The following is a 21,313-nucleotide window of genomic DNA, read 5'->3' as shown; positions in this document are numbered from 1 at the left end:
CAAAAGGCGATCGAAAGACCGAGTTATGCTGAGCGTGCTTCAGAAGCCTTCAGCTACTGTCTTCCTGTCTTTTTAGCAGGCGATTTTTTTTAGTTGAGCTTAATAGTTTGTCGCTTCAATTTCGAAATATTCTTGCTCATGCTCGCAGGCAGGACATTTTTTTGGTGGACGTTGTGATTCGTGCAACAAGCCACAAACCCGGCATTTCCAGATTACTTTGTCCTCGCGCTCAAACACCCGACCTTCTTCCAGGTTTTCGTAAAGCTTGCGGTAGCGCTCTTCGTGGTGCTTCTCAATTTTAGCAATGGTTTTGAAAACCATAGCAATTTGCTTGAATCCTTCCTCTTCGGCAATACGGGCAAACTCAGGGTACAAGTCAGTCCACTCCTCGTTTTCACCATCAGCTGCTGCTTTCAGGTTTTCCAGAGTCGATCCGATAACACCGGCCGGATAGCTGGCTGTAATTTCAACCATGCCACCTTCCAAAAAGCGGAAGAAGCGTTTGGCATGTGCTTGTTCGTTAATGGCAGTTTCTTCAAAAATGGCAGCAATTTGCTGCAAGCCTTCTTTGCGCGCTTGCTTGGCAAAAAACTCATAACGGTTTTTGGCTTGCGACTCACCGGCAAAGGCCTTTAGTAAGTTTTTTTCCGTTTGTGTTCCTACAATTGAATTCATTTTCTGATGTATTTAAAGATTTATAGTGATTGATTTTTGGGAGGTTTGAAGATAATCAATTGGTTTGTAAATTGAAGATTCACCGGGATATTTAGAATGATTCAAAAAACTGCAACTGATCCCGGATTTTTTTGGAAGAAACGGTAAGAGTTGAGCGCTAATTTGTTATGTGTTTCTTAAAAAAATTACGACCTTTGCAGCCTTAAAAGCTAAAGCTCATGACCATAGAAAATATACAACAAGAGATTGTGGAGGAATTCTCAATTTATGAAGACTGGATGGATAAATACAGTTACCTCATTGAGTTGGGAAATGATTTAAAGGACCTGGACCCAAAACAAAAAAATGATCAGCATCTGATTAAAGGATGCCAGTCGCGGGTGTGGCTGGTACCCGAGTTTAAGGATGGTAAAATCTATTTTGAAGGGGAAAGTGATGCGGTGATTGTAAAAGGCTTGGTAGCCCTTTTGTTGCGCGTGGTTTCGGGGCGCACACCCCAGGAACTGATGGAGAGCGATTTGCACTTTGTGGATGACATTGGTCTGAAGCAACATTTGTCGCCAACACGCTCCAACGGATTGGTGGCCATGATCAAACAAATTAAGTTATATGCTGTTGCTTATAACAGAATTTCAAGCTAAGGAGGACACGCTATGGATGCCAGAATAGATTTGATAATTGAGAACTTAAAAGAAGTTTATGACCCGGAGATTCCGGTAAACATATACGATTTAGGCCTGATTTATAACATCGATGTGGATGAAAATAACAAGGCCATTGTGATTATGACCCTGACTGCTCCGGGCTGTCCGGTGGCCGATATGCTGGTAGAAGATACCCGGCAGGCTGCTTTGTCGGTTGATGGAGTGGAAGATGCGCATGTGGAGCTCACTTTTGAACCGCCATGGGACAAATCGATGATGAGTGAAGAAGCCCGTTTAGAACTGGGATTCTTTTAAAAAAAGGTTTTCGGTAACAACCAAAATAGGATGCAAGGGTTGAGCTTTAGTTAGCTGAACCCTTTTTTTGTCGCCAAGGCGCTGAATTTGAAGTTATGAACAAATTGTTGATAACCTCTACAAGCAACATGTGGCAAGCGATGCGGAGTGTTTTTGTGGTAGAGCAGGCAGGAGATATTAACCAAGGGTAGGCTACCCAGCTTTGTTCTTGATATCCTTCGATTTAAAGCCAAAGAGTTTCAATTTAGCGTACTTGTTTATAGATTTAAGCCTTGTATGAGCACAGCACAAAAAATATTTTCAGAAAAAATAAAAGCCAAAGCCCGCGAACTGGGGTTTCTGGATTGTGGGATTTCCAGGGCAGAGCAACTGGACGAGGAGAGACCCCGGCTGGAACGCTGGCTGCATGAGGGCATGCATGGCGAAATGGGCTATATGGCCCGTCATGTTGATATGCGCCTGGACCCGCGCCTGATTGTGGAGGGGGCACAGTCGGTGATTTCCGTTTTGCTGAATTACTTTCCCGGCACCCAACAGCAGGAGGCTGATGCACCGGTACTTTCGAAGTACGCTTATGGCAAAGACTATCATTTTGTGCTGAAAGACAAGCTGAATGCCTTGATGAACTTTATTCAGGAAGAACTGGCGCCTTGCAACGGACGTCCGTTTGTGGATTCGGCTCCGGTGCTGGATAAGGCGTGGGCTGCCAAAGCCGGACTGGGCTGGGTAGGCAAGCACACCAACCTGATTTCGGTAGAGCATGGCAGCTTCTTTTTTATTGGAGAGCTGATTGTCGACCTGGAGCTGGAACCCGACACGCGTCAGGTGCGTGACCACTGTGGTACTTGTACCCGTTGTATTGATGCTTGTCCTACGCAGGCAATTGTGGCTCCGCGGGTGGTGGATGCCCGGCGTTGCATTTCTTATCAAACCATTGAGCTGAAAGGAGAACTGGATGAAACGCTAAAAGGACAATTCAAGAACCGGGTGTTTGGCTGCGATATTTGCCAGGATGTGTGTCCCTGGAACCTGAAATCAGAGTCCCATCAGGAGCCCGATTTTGAGCCTCATCCGCAACTGTTGTCACTTACCCGTCAGGATTGGCAGGAGATGGAGCGTCCGATGTTTAACGAGTTGTTTCGAAAATCAGCCGTTAAGCGTACCAAGTTTGAAGGGCTGAAGCGCAACCTACGCTTTATTGAACAGGCTGTCGATCCAAAGGAAAGCCGCGCTTCCGAAGATTAAAACCACAAAAAAACGATGCTCGGTGATCCAACGGATTTGAAAATGAACTACATTTGAACAAGTTCGCGTAAGCAGGCGGGAGTAGCTCAGTGGTAGAGCATCAGCTTCCCAAGCTGAGGGTCGCGGGTTCGATCCCCGTTTCCCGCTCTGTAGTATCCTACAGCAGGGTTTCCAGTGTTTTGAAAACAGGAAGCAGCGATTTTCCTTTCTCCGATAAATGGTATTCAATGTGCAGGGGTTTCTCCCGGACAACCACTTTCTCCAGTATTTCCCCGCTTTCAAGTTCGCGCAGTGCCACCGCAATGGATTGCTTGTTTGCGCCTTCCAACTGGCGTAAAAGGGCATTGAAACGAACCGGCCCTTCAGCGGCCAATCGAAAAATCTGGGGTTTCCACTTGCCCGAAAGCTGTTTCAACAGGCCCTCAGCCGGGCAATTTCCATCGGTATTACAGGCGTTTGTAGTAGTCATATTTTTCTGACTTATTGACTGGTATCTTTAAAAAAAACATTTTTGCAACTGTGAGATTCATCAGCTGATAGAACCTATCCAAACGAACAGAACGCCAAATTGTTCGGGTGTTGGAAATTTGAAATAGTCACTTAAATGAAGCCTTTTACAGGCATTGAAATCAAAAATGATATGGAAGAAAAAAAGAATAACCCCTTGGTTTGTGATCCCGTGCTTGGAGTATGTGGCCTGCCGGAGGAGCCTCTGCAAAGCAAGCAGACCAATCGCTTGGCCGGTAAGAAACCGGTAAAAATCATCTGCTTCTCCGATCCGATTTGCTCTTTTTGCTGGGGCATTGAACCGCATTTGCGAAAGCTGATGCTGCAGTATGGCGATGAGGTGGAACTGGAGTACCGCATGGGAGGCTTGCTTCCCGACTGGAACTACAACCGTGGCGGAATAAGTAAGCCGTCGGATGTGGCTCACCACTGGGACGAACTGAGCAGTTATTTCGACATGCCTATTGATGGAGACATTTGGCTGGAAGATCCGTTGCATTCTTCTTTTCCGCCGTCGGTTGCTTTTAAGGCGGCGCAGTTGCAGGATGAAACCAAGGCCCTTCAGTTTTTAAGACGGTTGCGGGAGATGGTTTTTGTGGAAAAGAAAAACATTGCCCGGTGGGAAACGATGGCTGTTGCCGCTCAGCAAAGCGGGCTGGATGTGGACCAGCTTCAGGCCGATGTGGACGGGCAGGGGGAAGAGCTGTTTGCCCGGGATCGGGAGTTGGCCCGCGAGCTTGGTGTTAAGGGCTTTCCTACGCTGTTGATTTCCGGTGAAGGCAAAGAGCAGCATGTGATTATCGGGTTTAAGCCCTATGAAATGTTTGAAAAGGCCGTTGTCGACAGTCATCCGGAAGCGGTGAAAAAGGACTACGATCAATCGTGGAACGCTTTGTTCGATCAGTTTCCGACCCTGACCACCCGCGAGTTTACTGAACTAAGCGGACAAAGCAGGGAGGCCAGCGAAGCGCTGTTGCAGCAACTGGCCGACCAGCAGGAGTTGGAAAAAACGGTCATTAAAAGTGGTGTGCTGTGGACTCGAAAGCAAGCCTGAAACAGCAAAAGAACAAGAGAAGTTTGAAAAATCATCAAATACTTTTTGCAAAAAGATAAAGAGCTTTTGCCGAAAAGATAAAGAGAAGTTCCTGAAAAGATAAAGTACTTTTTCCGAAGAGATAAAGAGAAGTTTCCCAAAAGAACTTGATCTTTTGGGAAACTCCCTGTGTCCGGTTTTCCGGATTAAGGTTCAGGTGCTTGCTGACTTATTTCAATTGCTCGCCCAGCAGGCCTACTTTAGTCAGCCATTTTTCGCGATAGCTGGCACTGCTGTCTTTAACCGGTCCAATGTAGCTTACCTTAACGGGCTTAATTCCGCAGAACTCCAGGGTGCCTTTTTTGAATTGGTTAATGGCTGGCCTTTTCATAAACAGGTAATCGTACCATTGGGGAGAATCTGCTGTCAGAATGATCCGGGCGCTTTTCCCTTTTAGCAGCCTCTGGGGCAGGGGCTTCCCTTTCACGGGCTGAAAGGTTATTCCCGGAAGAAAAAGCCGGTCGATAAATCCTTTGAGGAGTGCCGGGTAGCCGGACCACCACATCGGGAAAACCCAAACAAGATGATCGGCGGCTTTTATTTTTGCCAGGGCTTCGGTTAAATCTGGCTCCAGTTCGGTTCGTTTGCGGTACCCAAACTTCAGGTTGGGGTTGAAGTCCAAATCCGAAATATGAATCTGCGAGATTACGGCCTTGGTTTTGCGGGCCCCTTCCAGGTAGGCTTCTGCCAGGGCATGGTTGTAGCTTTCTTTGTCGGGATGCCCGTTGATGATTAAAACGTGTTTCATGGCGATGTCTTATTTTTCTGACAAAGAAAGGGGCGAAACCAATGCCGGCGAAGGACATTTGTCTAATTCGACAAGGACTTTCTGATTCGGCTCAAGTGCCGCTGGGTAATGCCCAGGTAGGATGCCAGGTAGTTAAGCGGGATGAGCTGCAGCAGTTCCGGCTTGTTGTTAAGCAAGTCTTCATAGCGCTTTTCGGCCGTTTCTTTTTGCAAAATGAAGATACGCTTTTCCAGTTTGATGTATTGCTCCTCAGCAATAAGCTTGAGTAGCTTCACCCAGTTGGGGCTGGACGCTTCCAGCTTTAATAGGGCTGTCCTGGAGATGGAGTACAGCTCCACATCAGTGAGCGCCTGGATGTTTTCGGCCGTTTCAGCCTGAGACAATAAGGAAGAATAGGCCGTGAGGAACGCGTTGGAAAAGGTAAAACAATAAGTGATCTCTTCGCCGGACGAGGAGTGGTAGTAGGACCGGAATACGCCTTGACGCACGAAAGCCACTTCCTTGCAAATCTTCCCTTCGCGGATAAAATACTCACCTTTTTTCAGGTGCTTGCAGGTAACCTGGCGTTCAAACGAATCAATTTCTTCCTTTGTCAGCAAATTAAACGACTGGAGGTACTCTTTCATGCGGCTGTTGGACTATTTTTCTTCGAATCTACGTATAAGCGGGCAAATAAGAAGACTCGGCGAATGGGATTTTTCAACAAAAGTATAGAAACAGTCAACAGGCAGGGATGGTTTTTGAATGTGGAGAAGGCCATGAAAACGAGCTGAGCAATGGCAACTTAAAGTTTAAATTAAGATCGCTCCCGGTGGGTAAACAGGCTGCCGGAAAGCCCTTCTTTTTCAGAAATAACACTATTTTTGCGCTTTCAAAAAAAATCAAAACAATGGGAACTAAAACCGAAAGAATCATAGGAACTCCGTTTTCTGCAACAGCAACCAAAGCCTTGATGCTTGGCTCGGGTGAATTGGGAAAAGAAGTGGTTATTGAATTTCAGCGTTATGGGCTGGAAGTGATTGCCGTGGACAGCTACGAAAATGCGCCGGCCATGCAGGTCGCCGACCGCTCGTATGTTGCCTCCATGCTGGATGGCGAGAAGCTGGCCGAAATTATTCGCAGCGAAAAACCGGATTACATCATTCCCGAAGTGGAGGCCATTGCTACCGACACGCTGATTGAGCTGGAAAAGGAAGGTTTCAACGTTATTCCCACAGCCAATGCGACCAAGCTGACCATGAACCGCGAAGGAATCCGGACGCTGGCAGCTGAAAAACTGGGCCTTTCAACTTCGCCTTACCGTTTTGCAGGAAGCAAGGAAGAGTTTGATGCGGCTATTGAAGCCATTGGTTTTCCTTGTGTGGTAAAACCCATCATGAGCTCGTCGGGCAAAGGACAGAGCGTGGTTAAAAGTGCCGCCGACATAGATCAAGCGTGGAACTATGCGTTGGAAGGAGGCCGTGGAAAAAGCGACCGCGTGATTGTGGAAGGTTTTGTTGACTTCGATTACGAAATTACCCTGTTGACCATCAGTCATGTGGATGGCGTTTCGTTTTGCGAACCCATTGGACACCGCCAGGAAGGTGGCGACTACCAGGAATCGTGGCAGCCGCAAGTGATGACCGATAAAGCCCTGAGCGAAGCCCAGCGCATTGCCAAGGCTGTTGTGGAAGCACTGGGAGGCTATGGCCTGTTTGGTGTTGAATTCTTCATTAAAAATGACCAGGTCTATTTCAGCGAGCTGTCGCCACGCCCACACGATACCGGCATGGTGACCATGATTTCGCAGGATTTAAGCGAATTTGCCCTGCACGCAAGAGCCGTGCTTGGCTTACCCATTCCAAACATTCATTTTCATGGTCCGTCAGCCAGCAGCGTCATCATGGTTAAAGGCGAGTCGACCCAAGTGGCTTTTGGCAACCTGGGCGAAGTGCTTCAAGAAACCGATACGCAGGTGCGCCTTTTCGGAAAGCCCGGAGTTCAGGGCGAGCGCCGCATGGGAGTTTGTCTGGCCCGTGCCAACTCGGTTGACGAAGCCCGCGAGAAAGCCAACCGCGCCAGCGCTTCTGTCGTTGTGAAATTGTAAATGCATTTTCAAAATACCATCAGCAAGCAGATCCGGTTTCGGGTCTGCTTTTTTTAGCGGTCAGCTGGTTGGATCACTTGGCAGATTCCTGTTTTAGCCCGCACTTCCTGCCATTCCTGGTGCTTGTCCGGGCATTGTTTCAAGCCATGAAATCATATAACTTTGCGAAAAAAGTATGAAGCTACTCCGTATAACTCTTTTCATAGCGATCAGCATCCTGTTTAGCAATTGCTCGCTTTTAAAGTTTAGTATTGAAACTGACGCCGAGCCTTTAACGGCCCGCCAGTTAACCACCCGTATTTTGGTCCGCAATTTTGTGGAGGAAATTGGCGACGACATTGAGAAAACAGCCGACTCCATCATTGCCGAAACGGCTCATGCACCCTTGTACCAAATCAATGCCATTCGGTGGAAAATGAATGCAGGAACAGCTTACACCAAGGCGGGCTATCAAACCATTCCGGAGAGCTCCTTAACCGATGTGTGGGTGTTGAGCCTGCAGTGGAAGCAATTGATGGACACGCAGGCCGATTCTTTGCTCGGAGACTATGGCTACCGGGCCCGTGGAACCACCCAACGGATTGCCCATAAGATGGATGAAATGGCGCGGAAAATTAACGATGGCGCCGAATACCGCAAGCTCAAAGCATTTGCGGAAAGTTACGCGATGGCTCATCCCTTGCCGGGCTTCTCCACCCAAGCCCCCAAAACCTTGAACCCGCTGCTCGACCATTTGGAACTTCCCGATACGGCCTACACCCGAACCATTGGAACCCAGGCCGAAGTTTGGGCCGATTTTGGCGATCGCCTGGGACGCTACCAAAACCAGCTGGGCAATACCCTGGAATGGGAAAAAGACCGCATGTCGATTTGGTGGGAGCAAGGTGATCTTGACGAGAAACTGCTGGCGCGGGCCGACAGTCTGGCGCTTTTGCTCGACAACCTGGCCACCATTGCCGAAGAGTCGCCCGAGATGATGGGAATTATTGCGGTGCGGATGAGTGAGGAATTGTCGCCCCTGGTGTTTTCCATGAACGCCACCCTGACCAATGCCCTTGAAAAACTGGATGTACAACGCGACTCCCTGCAGATTTATTTCGATGAACAGCGGGCCATCCTCACCAAGGAGTTGGAACAAACCGGCAACAGCATGATTGAAACAGCCACCGACGGCCTGGTGAAACTAATCCGCCAGGTGATTGTGTATGTCATTTTGCTGGTGTGTGTCTTGTTTGGCGTTCCCTTTGCCCTGGGGTACAGCCTGGGCCGTATGCGCCTGCGACAGAGAAAAGACAAAGAATCCGGCAGTCAATAGGCTTTACCCTGCTGGTGTTTATAGACGTCTAGCTGAGTTTGAACAGGTAATGGCTTAATCGTTATGGTACTACAACGTCGCCCCGTGTCGAGCAAAGGCATTATTCATTGATTCGGTCTAAGGTGTAATAAATCACACCGTTGCTTTCTTTTTCTGATAGAATCATTTGATTTGAAGTGATTTGTTCAATTTTCAGAGACATGGATTGAAACAGAGGACGATTCAAATCATTTTTTTCAATCAGCGCCCAGTTGCCGTTTTTCTCTACCAGTAAGGAGTCTGTTTTTAAATGAATTTGATTGTTTTTAGGATCAAGGATCATTTCACCTTTATGCTTTCGTCCATGCTCTAACGAGTTTTTAGAAATGGTCATACAATATTGCCCGTCATTTTTAAATTGATAGCTCGTAGCAAGCGATAAGGTCTTCGCATTTGTAAGTAACTGTTCGGGTACATTTTTCATAGTGACCCTCATATCCGAAACTTTCCATTCACCGATCATTTGATGAGAGATATCCTCAGAACAAGAGACGAATAAATAAGAAATCAGAATTAAAATCAATTTTAAGCTTGTTCTCATTTTAATTGATAATGGATTGGTTTGTTGTTTACTAGTCCTGGAGCCCGCCCGTGCATACCACTGTAATCGCTATAAAGTATACTAAATACTTTGAATTGTTTTTATTTTCTGAATTGGCTTAGTTTTCCTCAAAGAATTCAATTACAGTAATAGGCAGTAAGTAAATCTCTGATGTTGTATGGGTTGTCATATATAGAACACTGGCATCTCTTATGTTTGTTGAAATCTTGCACGGATTTCTCAATCCGTCTTTTGCACATAGTTGTGGCGAGTTTTGGACAAAATGAGTTCTACAGGTCATTGGTCGAACAGGATAGATTGAACAAAGATTGTCAACTAAAAAAGGACATGGTATCTTATCTTTTACAATTTGTTCTCGGAATGCAGGATAATCGTTGTTCATTGCCAACTCAGTTTTATTTTGTGTTTGTTTATCAAAGTAATCTAACCAATTATTTAGGTTACTTTTTATTTTAGAGAATAGTGCTCTTGAAATACTGTCTTTAATATATTTACCAATCAATACTCTTTCCATTGAAAATACTTCTATTGATTGATGGCAACAATATGAACATCCCTTTTGGCAACAATTTTCAAAATAATTTACTTTTTCATCGATCTGCGAATAGAAAGAAGAAATGAAACTTATTTTTCGCTGATCATCGTTTGTTGTCATAGGTGTATTTGTCGTTGCTGGTTGTTAAGTAGGCTATAACGTCTGTGTATATTTACCAGGTACATATATCCCGCTATTATTCGGATTGCTTTTTTTGTTTTGTCGAAAAACTTTTTAGGGCTGGCTCACAAATTAGAGGGGAGCGCTTATTCGTGTTCATATTCTTTCGTTTAGGTCATTTTAGGTTCGCTGATCAAGTTACAAAACTTTACTAAATGTATGTGTCGGTAAGCGTACTTTGTTTTCGTTCTAAATAGTTGACAATCTTTGTGAATACCGCCTTCCTGCAATTAAACCAAAGAAAAGAGCACGTGGCGGGTTGAGTTTGCCAGCCGGCTTTGAAAAATTGCCAATGAGGCCCTTACTCCGACCAATTAAATCAAAGCAATAGCCAGTTGGAGCGGAAATTTCCCCGATTAAATTTGAAAAATGGCCAATGGAAGCAATCATTTCCCCGAGGGAGTCAAAAAAAGTGGGCAATGAAGCTGTCAATGCAGCCAATGAATTCAGAAAATTGACCAATGGAAAGAAAAAATTGCCAATTGAATCAAAAAATTGGGCGATGGGAGCATCAATTGAGGCTGTGGAGGGTCCGACCTGGCTGGGGGACAGTAAAATCAAGGGTTTCGGGATCTTCCGATTAAAAGCCTTGAATGGATGAAGCATGAGCTTTACAATAACCACCTCCCTTTCGCGTTGGGCGAAAGTACTCCTCCTTGGCAGGAGGAGAAAGGAGTAGGTGATGTTTACTAAAGCCAATATAATCCGACAGTGTCCCAGACAAACAAACATATGCATCTAGTTTCGAACCCTTGCTGTTCGCCTCAGGCCCATTTCCCCGCCTGCCAAGGAGGGGTGGCCCCGACTTGTCGGGGACGGGGTGGTCAAAACTTGCAGCAAATAAGGAGCTTGACTAATTCCCGTAATTTTCAGAACTTCAATAAAAAAAATGGTCAGGCTTAATAACCATAACTACCTGAAGAATTACCGCAAAGGCTTACGTAGTCATTCAACGGCTGCTGAAGCAAGCTTGTGGAAACTGCTAAAAAACAAACAAGTTGCTAAGCTAAAATTCAGACGGCAGCATTCTATTGGAAACTACATCCTTGATTTTTATTGCCCAGGACTTCAGCTGGCCATTGAACTGGATGGAGAAACGCACGCCGGATACCATGCTGAAGAGAAAGATCGTGAACGAGACGCATTTATGAAACAGAATGGGATTGAAGTTCTTCATTTTGAAAATCGCTGGGTTTATGAATACCCACAGGATATTATTGAGGAAATTGAGAAAGTTAAGGAGCGAAAAGCAAAAAAGTAATTTAACTGACTTATGCACTCCGAACTAAAATTCCCAACAACCACCTCCCTTTCGCGTTGGGCGAAAGGACTCCTCCTTGGCAGGAGGAGAAAGGAGTAGGTGATGTTCACAAAAGTCATTAAAAATCGACAAACGTATGAGTCCAAATCCTCATGTACTCATGCACTCAGGAACTGATAACTATCAACTGTCACTCTTCCTCACTCGTAAGTCAGTCCAAAGCCAAAGGGAAACAAGGGGTCTTTTGAGTCGTAGGGCAGGTCTTCCTTTTGGGCGCTTACTGCTTCCATGGACGATGGCACTTCGAAAGGCAGCTTTCCTGTTGGGGTGTAGTTTCCAAATAAAACATCCAGCACGGCATCATCCTGGGCGCCAAAGTCGGCGAGCAGGCCACTGCACTGGCGGTTGATTTCGGGAATCACCGGCGGGCGGTCCATATACAGGCAAATAATGGTGGGTTTTTGCTGTATGATCTTCAGGATCCGGGACAGCTCGGGTTCGGGGAAATTCAGGTTTCCCTGGTGGAACTTATTCTCCATGAAATCGTCATCCCGCTCTTCGAAAGGCGTTCTCAGGCGCAGGATGGCCACATCAGCTTCATCCAGTTTGGCTGGCTGGGCATAGTTTGAGATTGCTGCGGGAGCAATATTCTCGGTGTACACCTTAATTCCTTTTTGCAGCGGAAGGATCGGCGTGCCTGTAGCGTTTGCTTTGTTTTTCAGCAGCACCAGTGATCGACGCTGGGCTAACTTCCCCTTGGCGGCAAAGGCTTCCTGGTTGACAATCTCAACCGCGCGGTCCGGATCAACAAAAGGATCGTCGAACAAGCCCAGCACAAATTTGGCGCGTAGCAAGCGGCGGGCCGATTCATCAATTCGATTTTCTGAAATTTCGCCTTTCCGGACCAGCCGAAGCAGCTGGCGGGTATGCATGTTGCCGCCAAACTGGTCAACACCGGCACGAATGACCTTGGCAATCCGCTCTTCAACCGGAAGTTTCTCCACGCCCCAGTTTTTGGCTTCCACCAATTCGTACCCCAGAAACGAAAACCCTTCAATGATGCCCCAGTCGGTACATACCACGCCATCGTATCCGTATTCTTCGCGCAGCAGCTTGGTAATGATTTCCTTGTTGAAGCTCATGCCCACATTTTCATTGGTCTGGTCCACCGCAATGCCGTAATAGGGCATGATCATGGCCGTGTTGGCTTTTAAGGCAGCCTGAAACGGAATTAAATGATACTTGAAATTGTTGCCGGGGTAAACCTGGTTTTTGCCATAGTGAAAGTGGGCATCTTCGCCGTTTTCCTGGGGGCCGCCACCTGGCCAGTGCTTGGTCATGCAGGCCACACTGTTGGGGCCCAGCTCATCGCCCTGAAAGCCGTAAATATAAGCGGCGGTCATTTGGGCTGCCAGCTGGGCATCTTCGCCAAAGGTGCCGTTGATGCGGGCCCAGCGCGGGTCGGTAGCCAGGTCGGCCATGGGGTGAAGGGCTGTCCGGATGCCTACGGCACGGTATTCCTGGCTGGCGATGCGTCCAAACTCAACCACCAGCGCCGAGTCGCGGGTAGCTGCCAGCCCAATGGGGGCCGGCCATCTCGACCAGTTTCCCCCCAATAGGTCGGTATCGGGTTGAATGCCGTGTCGCGGGTCGGTGCTGATGCTTACCGGAATGCCCAGCCGTGTTTTCTCGGCCAGTTGCTGGATTTTGTTCGACCAGAGTGCCAGCTCCCGTGTTCCGGGAACCGCAAACAGGTTGAAATGATTAAGCTTTCGGTGGATGATGGCGTCGTAGGTCGAAACCGGGCTGAGGATGCTGGGCTTGGCTTGAAGCTCACCTCCGTCGTCAATGCCAATTGGCGGATGCCACATCAAACCAACTTTTTCTTCCAGTGTCATTTGTTTCAGAATATCGTCCCCCCGAACCTCCACCGGCTGGCGGCGGTCTTCATAAGGATCAAGCTTTCCGTTCTTATTCAGGTCACGAAACTGAAGCCCGTCAACAGTTAATAAGGATACTGCCTGCAGTTCTTTTTCCGCTCGCTTGTTCACCAGCCTGTAATAGCTGTTAAAAATGAGGGTGGCCACCAGGATGATTCCAAGGGCGATCAATACAAAATAGAGTGTGGCTTTAAATAGTGTTTTCATGTTGGCATCCATTCAGCTTTTGTTGTATAAGATAAGCGGAATTAAGTTGTGGATGAAATTTTATCGACTGTTCAATAATAGGTTTTGGTTAATTCTTCAGAAAACATGGATGAATAATTTATTGTTGATTTAAAAGTGACTTTAGGGTAAGCTATCGCGCAATTTTTTATCTTTAGAGAAAGCATTCAACTATGGAATTACCTCAGCTAGTAAAAAACGACCGATACCTGGAGCCGCATGCCGCGGTTATTGTGGAACGCCTGAATCAAGCCCGCGAAAAAGAAGAAGAACTCACGCAGCAAGGCTCCTTGCGCGACTTTGCCAGCGGACATCATTGGTATGGTTTGCATAAAACAACAGACGGATGGGTGATTCGCGATTGGGCCCCCAATGCCTCGCAGATTTTTATGATTGGCGAATTCAACAACTGGGAAGAGCAGGAAGCCTACCGCTTGAACCGGATTGGTGATGGAGGCTGGGAACTGGTGTTGGGGGAAGAGCAGTTGAGTCACGGGCAGTTGTATGCCTTTTCCATGCACTGGAATGGAGGAAGTGGAAAACGAATTCCGGCCTGGAGCAAGCGTGTGGTGCAGGATGAGCACACCAAGATTTTCAATGCACAGGTGTGGATTCAGGAGAAGGATTTTGAATGGAAGCACCCGGATTACAAACGAACCGATGAAGCGCCGCTGATTTATGAAAGCCATATTGGCATGGCCGGCGAAGAAGAACGGGTACACACGTACAATGAATTTCGCGAGCAGGTTTTACCTCGAATCAAAGCTGCCGGATACAACACGGTGCAGTTGATGGCGATACCGGAACATCCGTACTACGGAAGTTTTGGTTACCATGTTTCCAGTTTTTTTGCGCCTTCCTCGCGTTTTGGTACGCCCGAAGAGTTGAAACAACTGATTGATGAAGCGCATGGCATGGGGCTGGCGATTATTATTGACCTGGTCCACTCGCATGCGGTAAAGAATGAAATGGAGGGCCTCGGTAACTACGATGGTACCCGCTATCAGTTTTTTCATTCCGGCGCCAAGGGCGAGCATCCGGCGTGGGATTCTTACTGCTTCAACTACGGCAAAAATGAAGTCTTGCATTTTCTGCTGTCCAACATTCGCTACTGGCTTGAAGACTTTAAGTTTGATGGCTTTCGCTTTGATGGGGTAACCAGCATGTTGTATTTCGATCATGGGCTGGGTAAAGCCTTTACCAAATATGACGATTACTATGATGGAGGCGTGGACCCAGAAGCGGTCAGTTATTTCTACCTGGCCAACAAGCTGATTCACGAAGTGGCTTCCAACGCGCTGTCGATTGCCGAAGAAATGAGTGGCATGCCCGGGCTGGCCACGCCCATTGATGAGGGAGGCTATGGCTTTGACTATCGGATGGCTATGGGCGTGCCCGATTTTTGGATCAAGCTGATTAAGGAAGTGCCGGATGATAACTGGGATATGGGGCAGATTTTTCATGAGCTCACCTCGAAGCGTATGGACGAGAAGGTGGTGAGTTATGCCGAGTCGCATGATCAGGCACTGGTGGGTGACAAGACTCTGATCTTCCGTTTGCTCGACAAGGAAATGTATTACAGCATGCGGAAAGATCAGCCGAACATGATTGTTGACCGGGGAATGGCTTTGCATAAAATGATAAGGCTGGCCACGGTGACCTGTGCCGGCGGCGCTTACCTCAATTTTATGGGCAATGAGTTTGGGCATCCCGAGTGGATTGATTTTCCCCGGCAGGGAAATGACTGGTCGTACAAGCATGCCCGACGAATCTGGAGTTTGACCGATGACACGGAGCTGCGTTACCACTTGTTGGCTGATTTTGACCAGGTGATGATGCAGTGGGTACGGCAGGAGCATTTGCTGGAAACTCCGGAAGTGAATTGGCGTTATGACAATAAGATGGATAAGATTTTGAGTTACCAGCGGGGCGACTTCCTGATGGTTTTCAATTTTCATCCAACCCAGTCTTTTACCGACTATGGAATTCCTTTTGAGCCGTCTAAATTCAAGATTATTTTCACAACCGATGAGGAACGCTTTGGAGGACAGGAACGCATTGACCAACGAATGACTTATTTTACGCGGCCGTCAGCCGGCTTCGCGAGTCAGCACTATTTGCATCTCTACTTACCAGCACGAACAGCCTTGGTTTTAAGAAGAGAGGCGTTTAAACGAATACGATAATATGAATCAGTTTTTTACAGAAGTTAAATTAAAAGATTTTGGATGGGAGATTAATCATCAGTCGAAGCTGATGATGGCTGGATCCTGTTTTGCTGAAAATATTGGGCTAAAAATGCAGCGGCTCAAGTTTCAGGTGGATCTGAATCCCTTTGGAATTTTATACAATCCGCAATCGTTGGCCAAAAGTCTTCGCTTGCTGATGGAGGAAAAACAATATACCGCCGACGACTTATTTGAGCACCAGGGCGTGTGGCACAGTTTTGACCATCACAGCCGCTTTTCTTCTACCGATAAGCAGGAAGCGCTGGATGGTATGAACCGGCAAATTGCTCAGTCGGCAGCGCATTTGAAAACAAGCGATTTTTTGATTCTTTCGATGGGGACTGCCTGGATTTATGAGTTGAAACGAACCGGCGAAATCGTGTCAAACTGCCACAAGTTGCCGGCTGCTGATTTTAAGCGACTTCGCCTGACGCCGGGCGAAATTGTGGAAGAATACCGGGAGCTGATTTTAGCGCTTTGGAAATTTAACCCAAACTTAAAGATCCTCTTCACAGTCAGTCCAATACGCCACTGGAAAGATGGTGCCGTGGAGAATCAGCTTAGCAAAGCCACCTTGTTGCTGGCCATCGACCGGTTGGTAACCGGCTTCGGAGAAGAGCAATGCGCCTACTTCCCATCCTACGAGATTGTGATGGATGAACTACGTGATTATCGGTTTTATGCGCCTGATATGTTGCATATTAGTGAGCAGGCGGTAGAGCACATCTGGCAAAAGTTCTGCTCAAAAATGCTGAGCAAGGAAAGCCTGGAAGTCAATAAAAAGGTAATGAAGATTGTGAAGGCCCGCGAGCATCGTCCGCAAAATGAAGATGCTCAGGCTTACGCGAAATTCCTGTTATATAACTTAAAAGAGATCAGTAAATTATTGGAAATTTTTCCTTTTCTTAATTTAGAAAGTGAAAAAAAACACTTTGAACAGGAATGGATTGGTTATCAGCAGAGAGCCGGTAAATGAACCGGTTTCTTTCTTTACATTTGTGCATAGCCTCGCTGGCTTTCTGATCGCCTGTTCAGACAAATAGAAATTACTCAATTGATAAAGCCCAAAGTCTGGAACTATGAGCTACCTGAAATTTGATAAAAGTCGTTTAGTGAACCTGGAGTATTCCCTGTCAAGAGAAGTACTCCGGTCCAATCGGACAGGTTCGTATGTAAGTACAACTATTTCCGGATGCAACACCCGAAAATACCATGGACTGCTGGTTTGTCCGCTGGATGAACTGGACGGAGACCGGCATGTGCTGCTCTCAGCTTTTGATGAGACCGTTGTTCAGCGTGGTGCTGAATTCAACCTGGGAATTCACAAATATGGCGATGATTATTATGAGCCCAAGGGACATAAATACATCCGCGACTTTGTGATTGACCGCATCCCCAAAACAACGTTTCGGGTTGGCGGGGTCATTCTTCATAAGGAGCGAATTTTGGTTCCGGAGGGGCAGCAGGTACTCACCCGATACACGCTTAAGGAGGCCAGTTCGCCTACCGTGTTGAGGTTTAAGCCTTTTTTGGCGTTTCGAAGTGTGCATCAGTTGAGTAAGGCCAACCTGTATGCCAATACCAAGTATCAGAAGGTGCCCAACGGAATAAAGATGAAATTGTATGAGGGCTATCCGTTTTTACACATGCAATTTTCAAAAACAGCCGAGTTCGTCGCTGTTCCCGACTGGTACAACAATATTGAATACCTGAAAGAGAAAAACAGGGGATATGATTATCAGGAAGATTTATTTGTGCCGGGTTATTTTGAAGTGCCGATAGAAAAAGGAGAAAGCATTGTTTTCTCAGCCTCTACCAGCGAAGTGAATGCCAATGCTTTGAAAACCCGGTTTACGCGTGAGCTCAATAAACGACATCCCCGTGATACCTTTATTGGCAGCCTGGTGAATGCCGGACAGCAGTTCTTTGTATTCAAAGGACAAACGGCGGATCTGGTGGCCGGTTTCCCCTGGTATGGCTACATGCCACGCCAAACCTTTGTTGCGTTGCCCGGCCTGACGCTTGACCTGGAAAAGACAGACTTGTTTGAAGCCGTGGTTGACACCCAGTTGAAGTACCTTAAAGATGGCTTGTTTCCCTGTGTGAATGGAAAGAAACACCCGGCCTACCATTGCATGGATACGCCACTTTGGTTTTTCTGGGCCTTGCAACAATATGCCAATGAGGTGAAAAACAGCAATTATATCTGGGAAAAGTACGGGCAGGCGATGAAACAAATTCTGGATGCTTATCGCAATGGAACCAACTTCAACATTCGGATGAACCACTTGGGCTTGATTGAAGGGGAAGCTGAAAACATGGCCTTGACGTGGATGGATTCTTATGTTGGCGGAAAGCCGGTGGTACAACGTGCCGGCATGCCTGTTGAGGTGAATGCTTTATGGTACAACACAATTTGCTTTGCCCTTGAACTGGCGCAGGCTGTGGGCGACAAGGCCTTTGTGAAAGAGTGGGAGGCTTTGCCCAAGCAGATCGCTGATTCCTTCATTCAGGAATTCTGGTGCGAAGAACATGGCTATTTGGCCGACAGCGTGCGAGGCGATAAGAAAGACTGGTCGGTTCGCCCCAACATGGTCATTGCCGCAGCGCTTGACTACAGCCCTTTGGATCGGGAAAAGCAAAAACAAATCCTCAGTGTTGCCAAGCAACAGCTGTTAACACCCAGAGGCTTGCGGACTTTGTCGCCCGAGAGCAATGACTATGAGGGAATTTGTGCTGGAAGTGTGGCTGAGCGGGAGAAAACATTGCACATGGGAACGGTTTGGCCCTGGTTGTTGCAGTTTTTTGTTGAGGGGTACCTGAAAATTCATAAAAGAGGTGGTTTGCCCTTTGTCAAAAAAATAATTGAGGGGTTTGAAGAAGAAATGACAGAGCATTGTATTGGTACCATTCCTGAGAATTATAATGGTAATCCGCCACACAAAGGGAAGGGAGCGATATCGCAGGCCTGGAGTGTTTCTGCCTTGATTCGTGCCTATAAAATGGCTCTTAAATTTATCGAATAACTGAAAAACGGAATATTTATGAAAGTTTTAATGTTTGGTTGGGAGTTTCCTCCACACATTTCCGGAGGTTTAGGTACAGCTTGTTATGGATTAACCAAAGGGCTGGCAGAATACAAGGATGTGGAAGTCATTTTTGTTGTTCCCAAGGCGCATGGTGACGAGGATCAATCAAGCATGAAACTGATCGGAGCGAACGAAGTCCCCATTACCCGAAAACAGGTTCAGTTTCGGGACCTTCAGCGTAAAATTGACTATTACGAAGTAGAATCCGGCATGGTACCTTACATGGACCCGGAAGAATTCTGGAAATTAAGCAGTAAGAAATATTCAAAAAAGACGCGCTTTGTTGAAACCAATGAAGAAGGACGGTTGGAGTTTACCGGAACCTATGGCAATGATCTCTTGCACGAAATCTACAAGTATTCGCTGGTGGCGGAGGTGATTGCCCGCGACGAGGAGTTTGACCTGATTCATGCGCATGACTGGCTGGCTTATCCGGCAGGTATTGCGGCGAAGGAGGTTAGTGGAAAGCCGCTGGTCATTCATGTGCATGCCACCGACTTTGACCGGAGTGGCGGAAGTGTAAATCCTCAGGTGTTTGAAATCGAGCAACGCGGCATGCAGGCCGCTGATAAAATTATTACGGTGAGCAACATGACCCGCCGGATTGTGATTGAAAAATACGGCATTGATCCGCAGAAGGTAACCACGGTTTACAATGCGGTGGAACCCTTAAGCCGGGAAGACAAAATCCGCCTGAAGAAAGGAGTCGATGAGAAGATCGTCACTTTTCTGGGGCGCATTACCATGCAAAAAGGACCGGAATATTTTGTGGAGGCAGCCAATTTGGTGCTGAAGCAAATGAAAAATGTTCGTTTTGTGATGGCCGGAAGCGGAGATATGATGAACCGAATGGTGAAACGTGCTGCTGAATTGAAAATCGCGGATCACTTTCACTTTACGGGCTTCCTAAAAGGGGATGATGTTTTTGATATGTTCCGAATGAGTGATGTGTTTGTCATGCCATCCGTGTCGGAGCCTTTTGGCATTGTGCCGCTTGAAGCCATGCAGACCAATGTGCCGGTTATTATTTCAAACCAGTCAGGTGTTGCGGAAATTCTGAAATATGCCGTCAAAACAGATTACTGGGATGTGCACGCCATGGCCGATGCCATATACGGCCTGCTTAACTACCCGGGAATGTGGAACATGTTTATGAAACATGGAAAAAAAGAAGTGGACAGTTTGCAGTGGAAAAACTCTGCTAAAAATGTTCGCGATGTGTATAATCAAGCATTACAAAATGATTAAAATGACAAGAGATATGAGAGCCATTTGTTTTTATTTTCAAGTCCATCAGCCTTTTCGTTATCGTCGTTACCGTTTTTTCGATATTGGAAATGATCATTACTACTACGATGATTATGCCAATGAAACCATTCTTCGAAAAGTAGCTGACCACTGCTATTTGCCGACCAATAAACGGATGCTTGAGCTCATTAAAAAGCATAAAGGAAAATTTAAAATTGCTTTTTCCATTACCGGCACTGCACTGGAACAGTTTGAACTGTATGCGCCCGAGGTGCTGCAGTCTTTTCAGGAACTGGCCCAAACCGGGCAGGTTGAGTTTTTGGCTGAAACCTATTCCAACTCACTGGTGGCCTTGAAAAGCAAGGAGCTTTTTGAAGAACAGGTGCAAAAACACAGCGAAACCATTGAGCATTATTTTGGGCAGAAACCGCAGGTTTTTAGGAATACCGAACTGGTCTATTCCGATGAAATAGGTGCCATGGTGGCTGATATGGGCTTTAAAGCCATGTTAACCGAAGGGGCCAAACATATTCTGGGTTGGAAGTCGCCCAACTTTTTGTATTGCAATGCAATTAAGCCCAGACTAAAGGTATTGATGCGCAACCACAAATTGAGCGATGACATTGCTTTTCGCTTTTCCAACCAGGCATGGAATGAATACCCTTTAACGGCTGAGAAATTTGTGCGTTGGATCAATCATGATAAGAAGGATGAAATTATCAACCTGTTTATGAACTATGAAGCCTTTGGCGAACGTCAATCGGAAGAGTCCGGTATTTTTCGCTTTATGGAGCATTTGCCCCAGGCGGTGTTCAGCCAATCCAATTTCCGTTTTGCAACGCCTTCTGAAATCGCTGATGAATTTCAACCAGTTTCGGCGGTTAGTGTGCAACATCCTATTTCGTGGGCGGACGAGGAGCGGGATATTACTGCCTGGCTGGGCAATGAAATGCAGCAGGAGGCCTTCGATAAAGTATACCAGCTGGCAGACCGTATGAGCAAGGTAAGTGATGAAGCCTTGAATAAAGACTGGCATTACCTTCAGGTAAGTGACCACTTTTATTACATGAGTACCAAATTTTTCTCTGACGGAGAAGTGCATAATTACTTCAATCCGTATGAAAGTCCTTATGAAGCGTTTATCAATTTCATGAATGTGTACAGCGACTTTAAACTAAGACTCAATACATTTGTTCCAGAGAGTGAGCTGGAAATCAAATTGGCTGCACTCAATAAAGTTTTGGGAGAGAAGGAAGAAAAGTTAAAAAAATATGAGCTGGAGATTGCTCAGCTTCAAAGCCGGGAAAAACGAAAAAAAGCCGCAGCTAAATCGAAAACGACTTCAATAAAAAAAGCAAAAAGCAAGAAATAAGTATAG

General features: G+C 46.6%; 20 protein-coding genes and 1 tRNA gene. 14 read left to right on the top strand and 7 right to left on the bottom strand.

Going from position 1 to position 21,313, the window contains the following annotated elements; genetic code table 11:
* Nucleotides 1–99: 99 nt before the first annotated feature.
* Complete coding sequence (gene rbr / locus Q1A18_RS15625) at nucleotides 100–675, bottom strand: rubrerythrin (RefSeq protein ID WP_299582633.1); 576 nt, start codon at nucleotides 673–675, stop codon at nucleotides 100–102.
* Nucleotides 676–893: 218 nt separating this feature from the next.
* Between rbr and Q1A18_RS15620 the strand changes: the two genes are divergently transcribed.
* The 4 genes from Q1A18_RS15620 (at nucleotide 894) to Q1A18_RS15605 (ending at nucleotide 3,026) form a co-directional block, all read left to right on the top strand.
* Nucleotides 894–1,316, top strand: coding sequence for a SufE family protein (locus Q1A18_RS15620; protein ID WP_299582630.1), 423 nt, complete (start codon nucleotides 894–896; stop codon nucleotides 1,314–1,316).
* Nucleotides 1,317–1,328: 12 nt separating this feature from the next.
* Nucleotides 1,329–1,634 carry an iron-sulfur cluster assembly protein gene (locus tag Q1A18_RS15615; protein ID WP_299582627.1) on the top strand — a complete coding sequence of 102 codons (306 nt, stop codon included), beginning with the start codon at nucleotides 1,329–1,331 and terminating at the stop codon, nucleotides 1,632–1,634.
* 276 nt (nucleotides 1,635–1,910) lie between these two features.
* Nucleotides 1,911–2,879 carry a tRNA epoxyqueuosine(34) reductase QueG gene (gene queG, locus Q1A18_RS15610; RefSeq protein WP_299582623.1) on the top strand — a complete coding sequence of 323 codons (969 nt, stop codon included), beginning with the start codon at nucleotides 1,911–1,913 and terminating at the stop codon, nucleotides 2,877–2,879.
* 75 nt (nucleotides 2,880–2,954) lie between these two features.
* Nucleotides 2,955–3,026, top strand: a tRNA-Gly gene (locus tag Q1A18_RS15605).
* 10 nt (nucleotides 3,027–3,036) lie between these two features.
* On the opposite strand, the gene Q1A18_RS15600 is transcribed toward Q1A18_RS15605, so the two are convergent.
* Nucleotides 3,037–3,348 carry a helix-turn-helix domain-containing protein gene (locus tag Q1A18_RS15600; protein ID WP_299582620.1) on the bottom strand — a complete coding sequence of 104 codons (312 nt, stop codon included), beginning with the start codon at nucleotides 3,346–3,348 and terminating at the stop codon, nucleotides 3,037–3,039.
* Nucleotides 3,349–3,483: 135 nt separating this feature from the next.
* Here Q1A18_RS15600 and Q1A18_RS15595 point away from each other — a divergent pair, with 135 nt between their 5' ends.
* Nucleotides 3,484–4,440, top strand: a complete 957-nt coding sequence (locus Q1A18_RS15595) for a DsbA family protein (RefSeq protein ID WP_299582617.1) — start codon at nucleotides 3,484–3,486, stop codon at nucleotides 4,438–4,440.
* A 208-nt stretch (nucleotides 4,441–4,648) separates the two neighbouring features.
* Here Q1A18_RS15595 and Q1A18_RS15590 read toward each other — a convergent pair whose 3' ends face one another.
* Nucleotides 4,649–5,227 carry an NAD(P)H-dependent oxidoreductase gene (locus Q1A18_RS15590; protein WP_299582614.1) on the bottom strand — a complete coding sequence of 193 codons (579 nt, stop codon included), beginning with the start codon at nucleotides 5,225–5,227 and terminating at the stop codon, nucleotides 4,649–4,651.
* Nucleotides 5,228–5,289: 62 nt separating this feature from the next.
* On the bottom strand, nucleotides 5,290–5,853 hold the full coding sequence (locus Q1A18_RS15585) for a Crp/Fnr family transcriptional regulator (protein ID WP_299582611.1): 564 nt from the start codon (nucleotides 5,851–5,853) through the stop codon (nucleotides 5,290–5,292).
* A 263-nt stretch (nucleotides 5,854–6,116) separates the two neighbouring features.
* On the opposite strand from Q1A18_RS15585, the gene purT reads away from it, so the two are divergent.
* Both purT and Q1A18_RS15575 read left to right on the top strand, forming a co-directional pair.
* Nucleotides 6,117–7,313: a formate-dependent phosphoribosylglycinamide formyltransferase gene (gene purT, locus Q1A18_RS15580; RefSeq protein WP_299582608.1), complete on the top strand. Its 1,197-nt coding sequence runs from the start codon at nucleotides 6,117–6,119 to the stop codon at nucleotides 7,311–7,313.
* 175 nt (nucleotides 7,314–7,488) lie between these two features.
* Nucleotides 7,489–8,628 carry a hypothetical protein gene (locus Q1A18_RS15575; protein WP_299582605.1) on the top strand — a complete coding sequence of 380 codons (1,140 nt, stop codon included), beginning with the start codon at nucleotides 7,489–7,491 and terminating at the stop codon, nucleotides 8,626–8,628.
* Between the two features lie 100 nt (nucleotides 8,629–8,728).
* On the opposite strand, the gene Q1A18_RS15570 is transcribed toward Q1A18_RS15575, so the two are convergent.
* Nucleotides 8,729–9,208 carry a hypothetical protein gene (locus tag Q1A18_RS15570; protein ID WP_299582602.1) on the bottom strand — a complete coding sequence of 160 codons (480 nt, stop codon included), beginning with the start codon at nucleotides 9,206–9,208 and terminating at the stop codon, nucleotides 8,729–8,731.
* 118 nt (nucleotides 9,209–9,326) lie between these two features.
* Nucleotides 9,327–9,884 (bottom strand): YkgJ family cysteine cluster protein, encoded by a 558-nt coding sequence (locus tag Q1A18_RS15565; protein ID WP_299582599.1) that lies wholly within the window; start codon nucleotides 9,882–9,884, stop codon nucleotides 9,327–9,329.
* A 436-nt stretch (nucleotides 9,885–10,320) separates the two neighbouring features.
* Here Q1A18_RS15565 and Q1A18_RS15560 point away from each other — a divergent pair, with 436 nt between their 5' ends.
* Nucleotides 10,321–10,545, top strand: coding sequence for a hypothetical protein (locus Q1A18_RS15560; RefSeq protein ID WP_299582596.1), 225 nt, complete (start codon nucleotides 10,321–10,323; stop codon nucleotides 10,543–10,545).
* A 288-nt stretch (nucleotides 10,546–10,833) separates the two neighbouring features.
* On the top strand, nucleotides 10,834–11,205 hold the full coding sequence (locus Q1A18_RS15555) for an endonuclease domain-containing protein (protein WP_299582593.1): 372 nt from the start codon (nucleotides 10,834–10,836) through the stop codon (nucleotides 11,203–11,205).
* Between the two features lie 200 nt (nucleotides 11,206–11,405).
* Here Q1A18_RS15555 and Q1A18_RS15550 read toward each other — a convergent pair whose 3' ends face one another.
* Nucleotides 11,406–13,352: a glycoside hydrolase family 3 N-terminal domain-containing protein gene (locus tag Q1A18_RS15550; protein WP_299582590.1), complete on the bottom strand. Its 1,947-nt coding sequence runs from the start codon at nucleotides 13,350–13,352 to the stop codon at nucleotides 11,406–11,408.
* Nucleotides 13,353–13,543: 191 nt separating this feature from the next.
* Here Q1A18_RS15550 and Q1A18_RS15545 point away from each other — a divergent pair, with 191 nt between their 5' ends.
* The 5 genes from Q1A18_RS15545 to Q1A18_RS15525 all read left to right on the top strand — a co-directional run bounded on the left by Q1A18_RS15545 (nucleotide 13,544) and on the right by Q1A18_RS15525 (nucleotide 21,307).
* Entirely contained in the window at nucleotides 13,544–15,556 is a 2,013-nt protein-coding gene (locus Q1A18_RS15545) for an alpha amylase C-terminal domain-containing protein (RefSeq protein ID WP_299582587.1), read from the top strand.
* 1 nt (nucleotide 15,557) lies between these two features.
* Complete coding sequence (locus Q1A18_RS15540; RefSeq protein WP_299582584.1) at nucleotides 15,558–16,574, top strand: GSCFA domain-containing protein; 1,017 nt, start codon at nucleotides 15,558–15,560, stop codon at nucleotides 16,572–16,574.
* 103 nt (nucleotides 16,575–16,677) lie between these two features.
* Nucleotides 16,678–18,624 (top strand): amylo-alpha-1,6-glucosidase, encoded by a 1,947-nt coding sequence (locus Q1A18_RS15535; RefSeq protein WP_299582581.1) that lies wholly within the window; start codon nucleotides 16,678–16,680, stop codon nucleotides 18,622–18,624.
* An 18-nt stretch (nucleotides 18,625–18,642) separates the two neighbouring features.
* The gene (locus Q1A18_RS15530; protein WP_299582578.1) at nucleotides 18,643–19,935 is read left to right on the top strand and encodes a glycosyltransferase family 4 protein; all 1,293 of its coding nucleotides are present in this window, start codon (nucleotides 18,643–18,645) and stop codon (nucleotides 19,933–19,935) included.
* Nucleotides 19,936–19,948: 13 nt separating this feature from the next.
* Nucleotides 19,949–21,307 carry a glycoside hydrolase family 57 protein gene (locus Q1A18_RS15525; protein ID WP_299582575.1) on the top strand — a complete coding sequence of 453 codons (1,359 nt, stop codon included), beginning with the start codon at nucleotides 19,949–19,951 and terminating at the stop codon, nucleotides 21,305–21,307.
* Nucleotides 21,308–21,313 lie beyond the last annotated feature (6 nt).

It is taken from the genome of uncultured Sunxiuqinia sp. (assembly GCF_947495665.1).
Lineage (GTDB): Bacteria > Bacteroidota > Bacteroidia > Bacteroidales > Prolixibacteraceae > Sunxiuqinia > Sunxiuqinia rutila.
The sequence above is the reverse complement of the archived record's forward strand: the minus strand, read 5'-3'. Positions and strand labels throughout refer to the sequence as shown.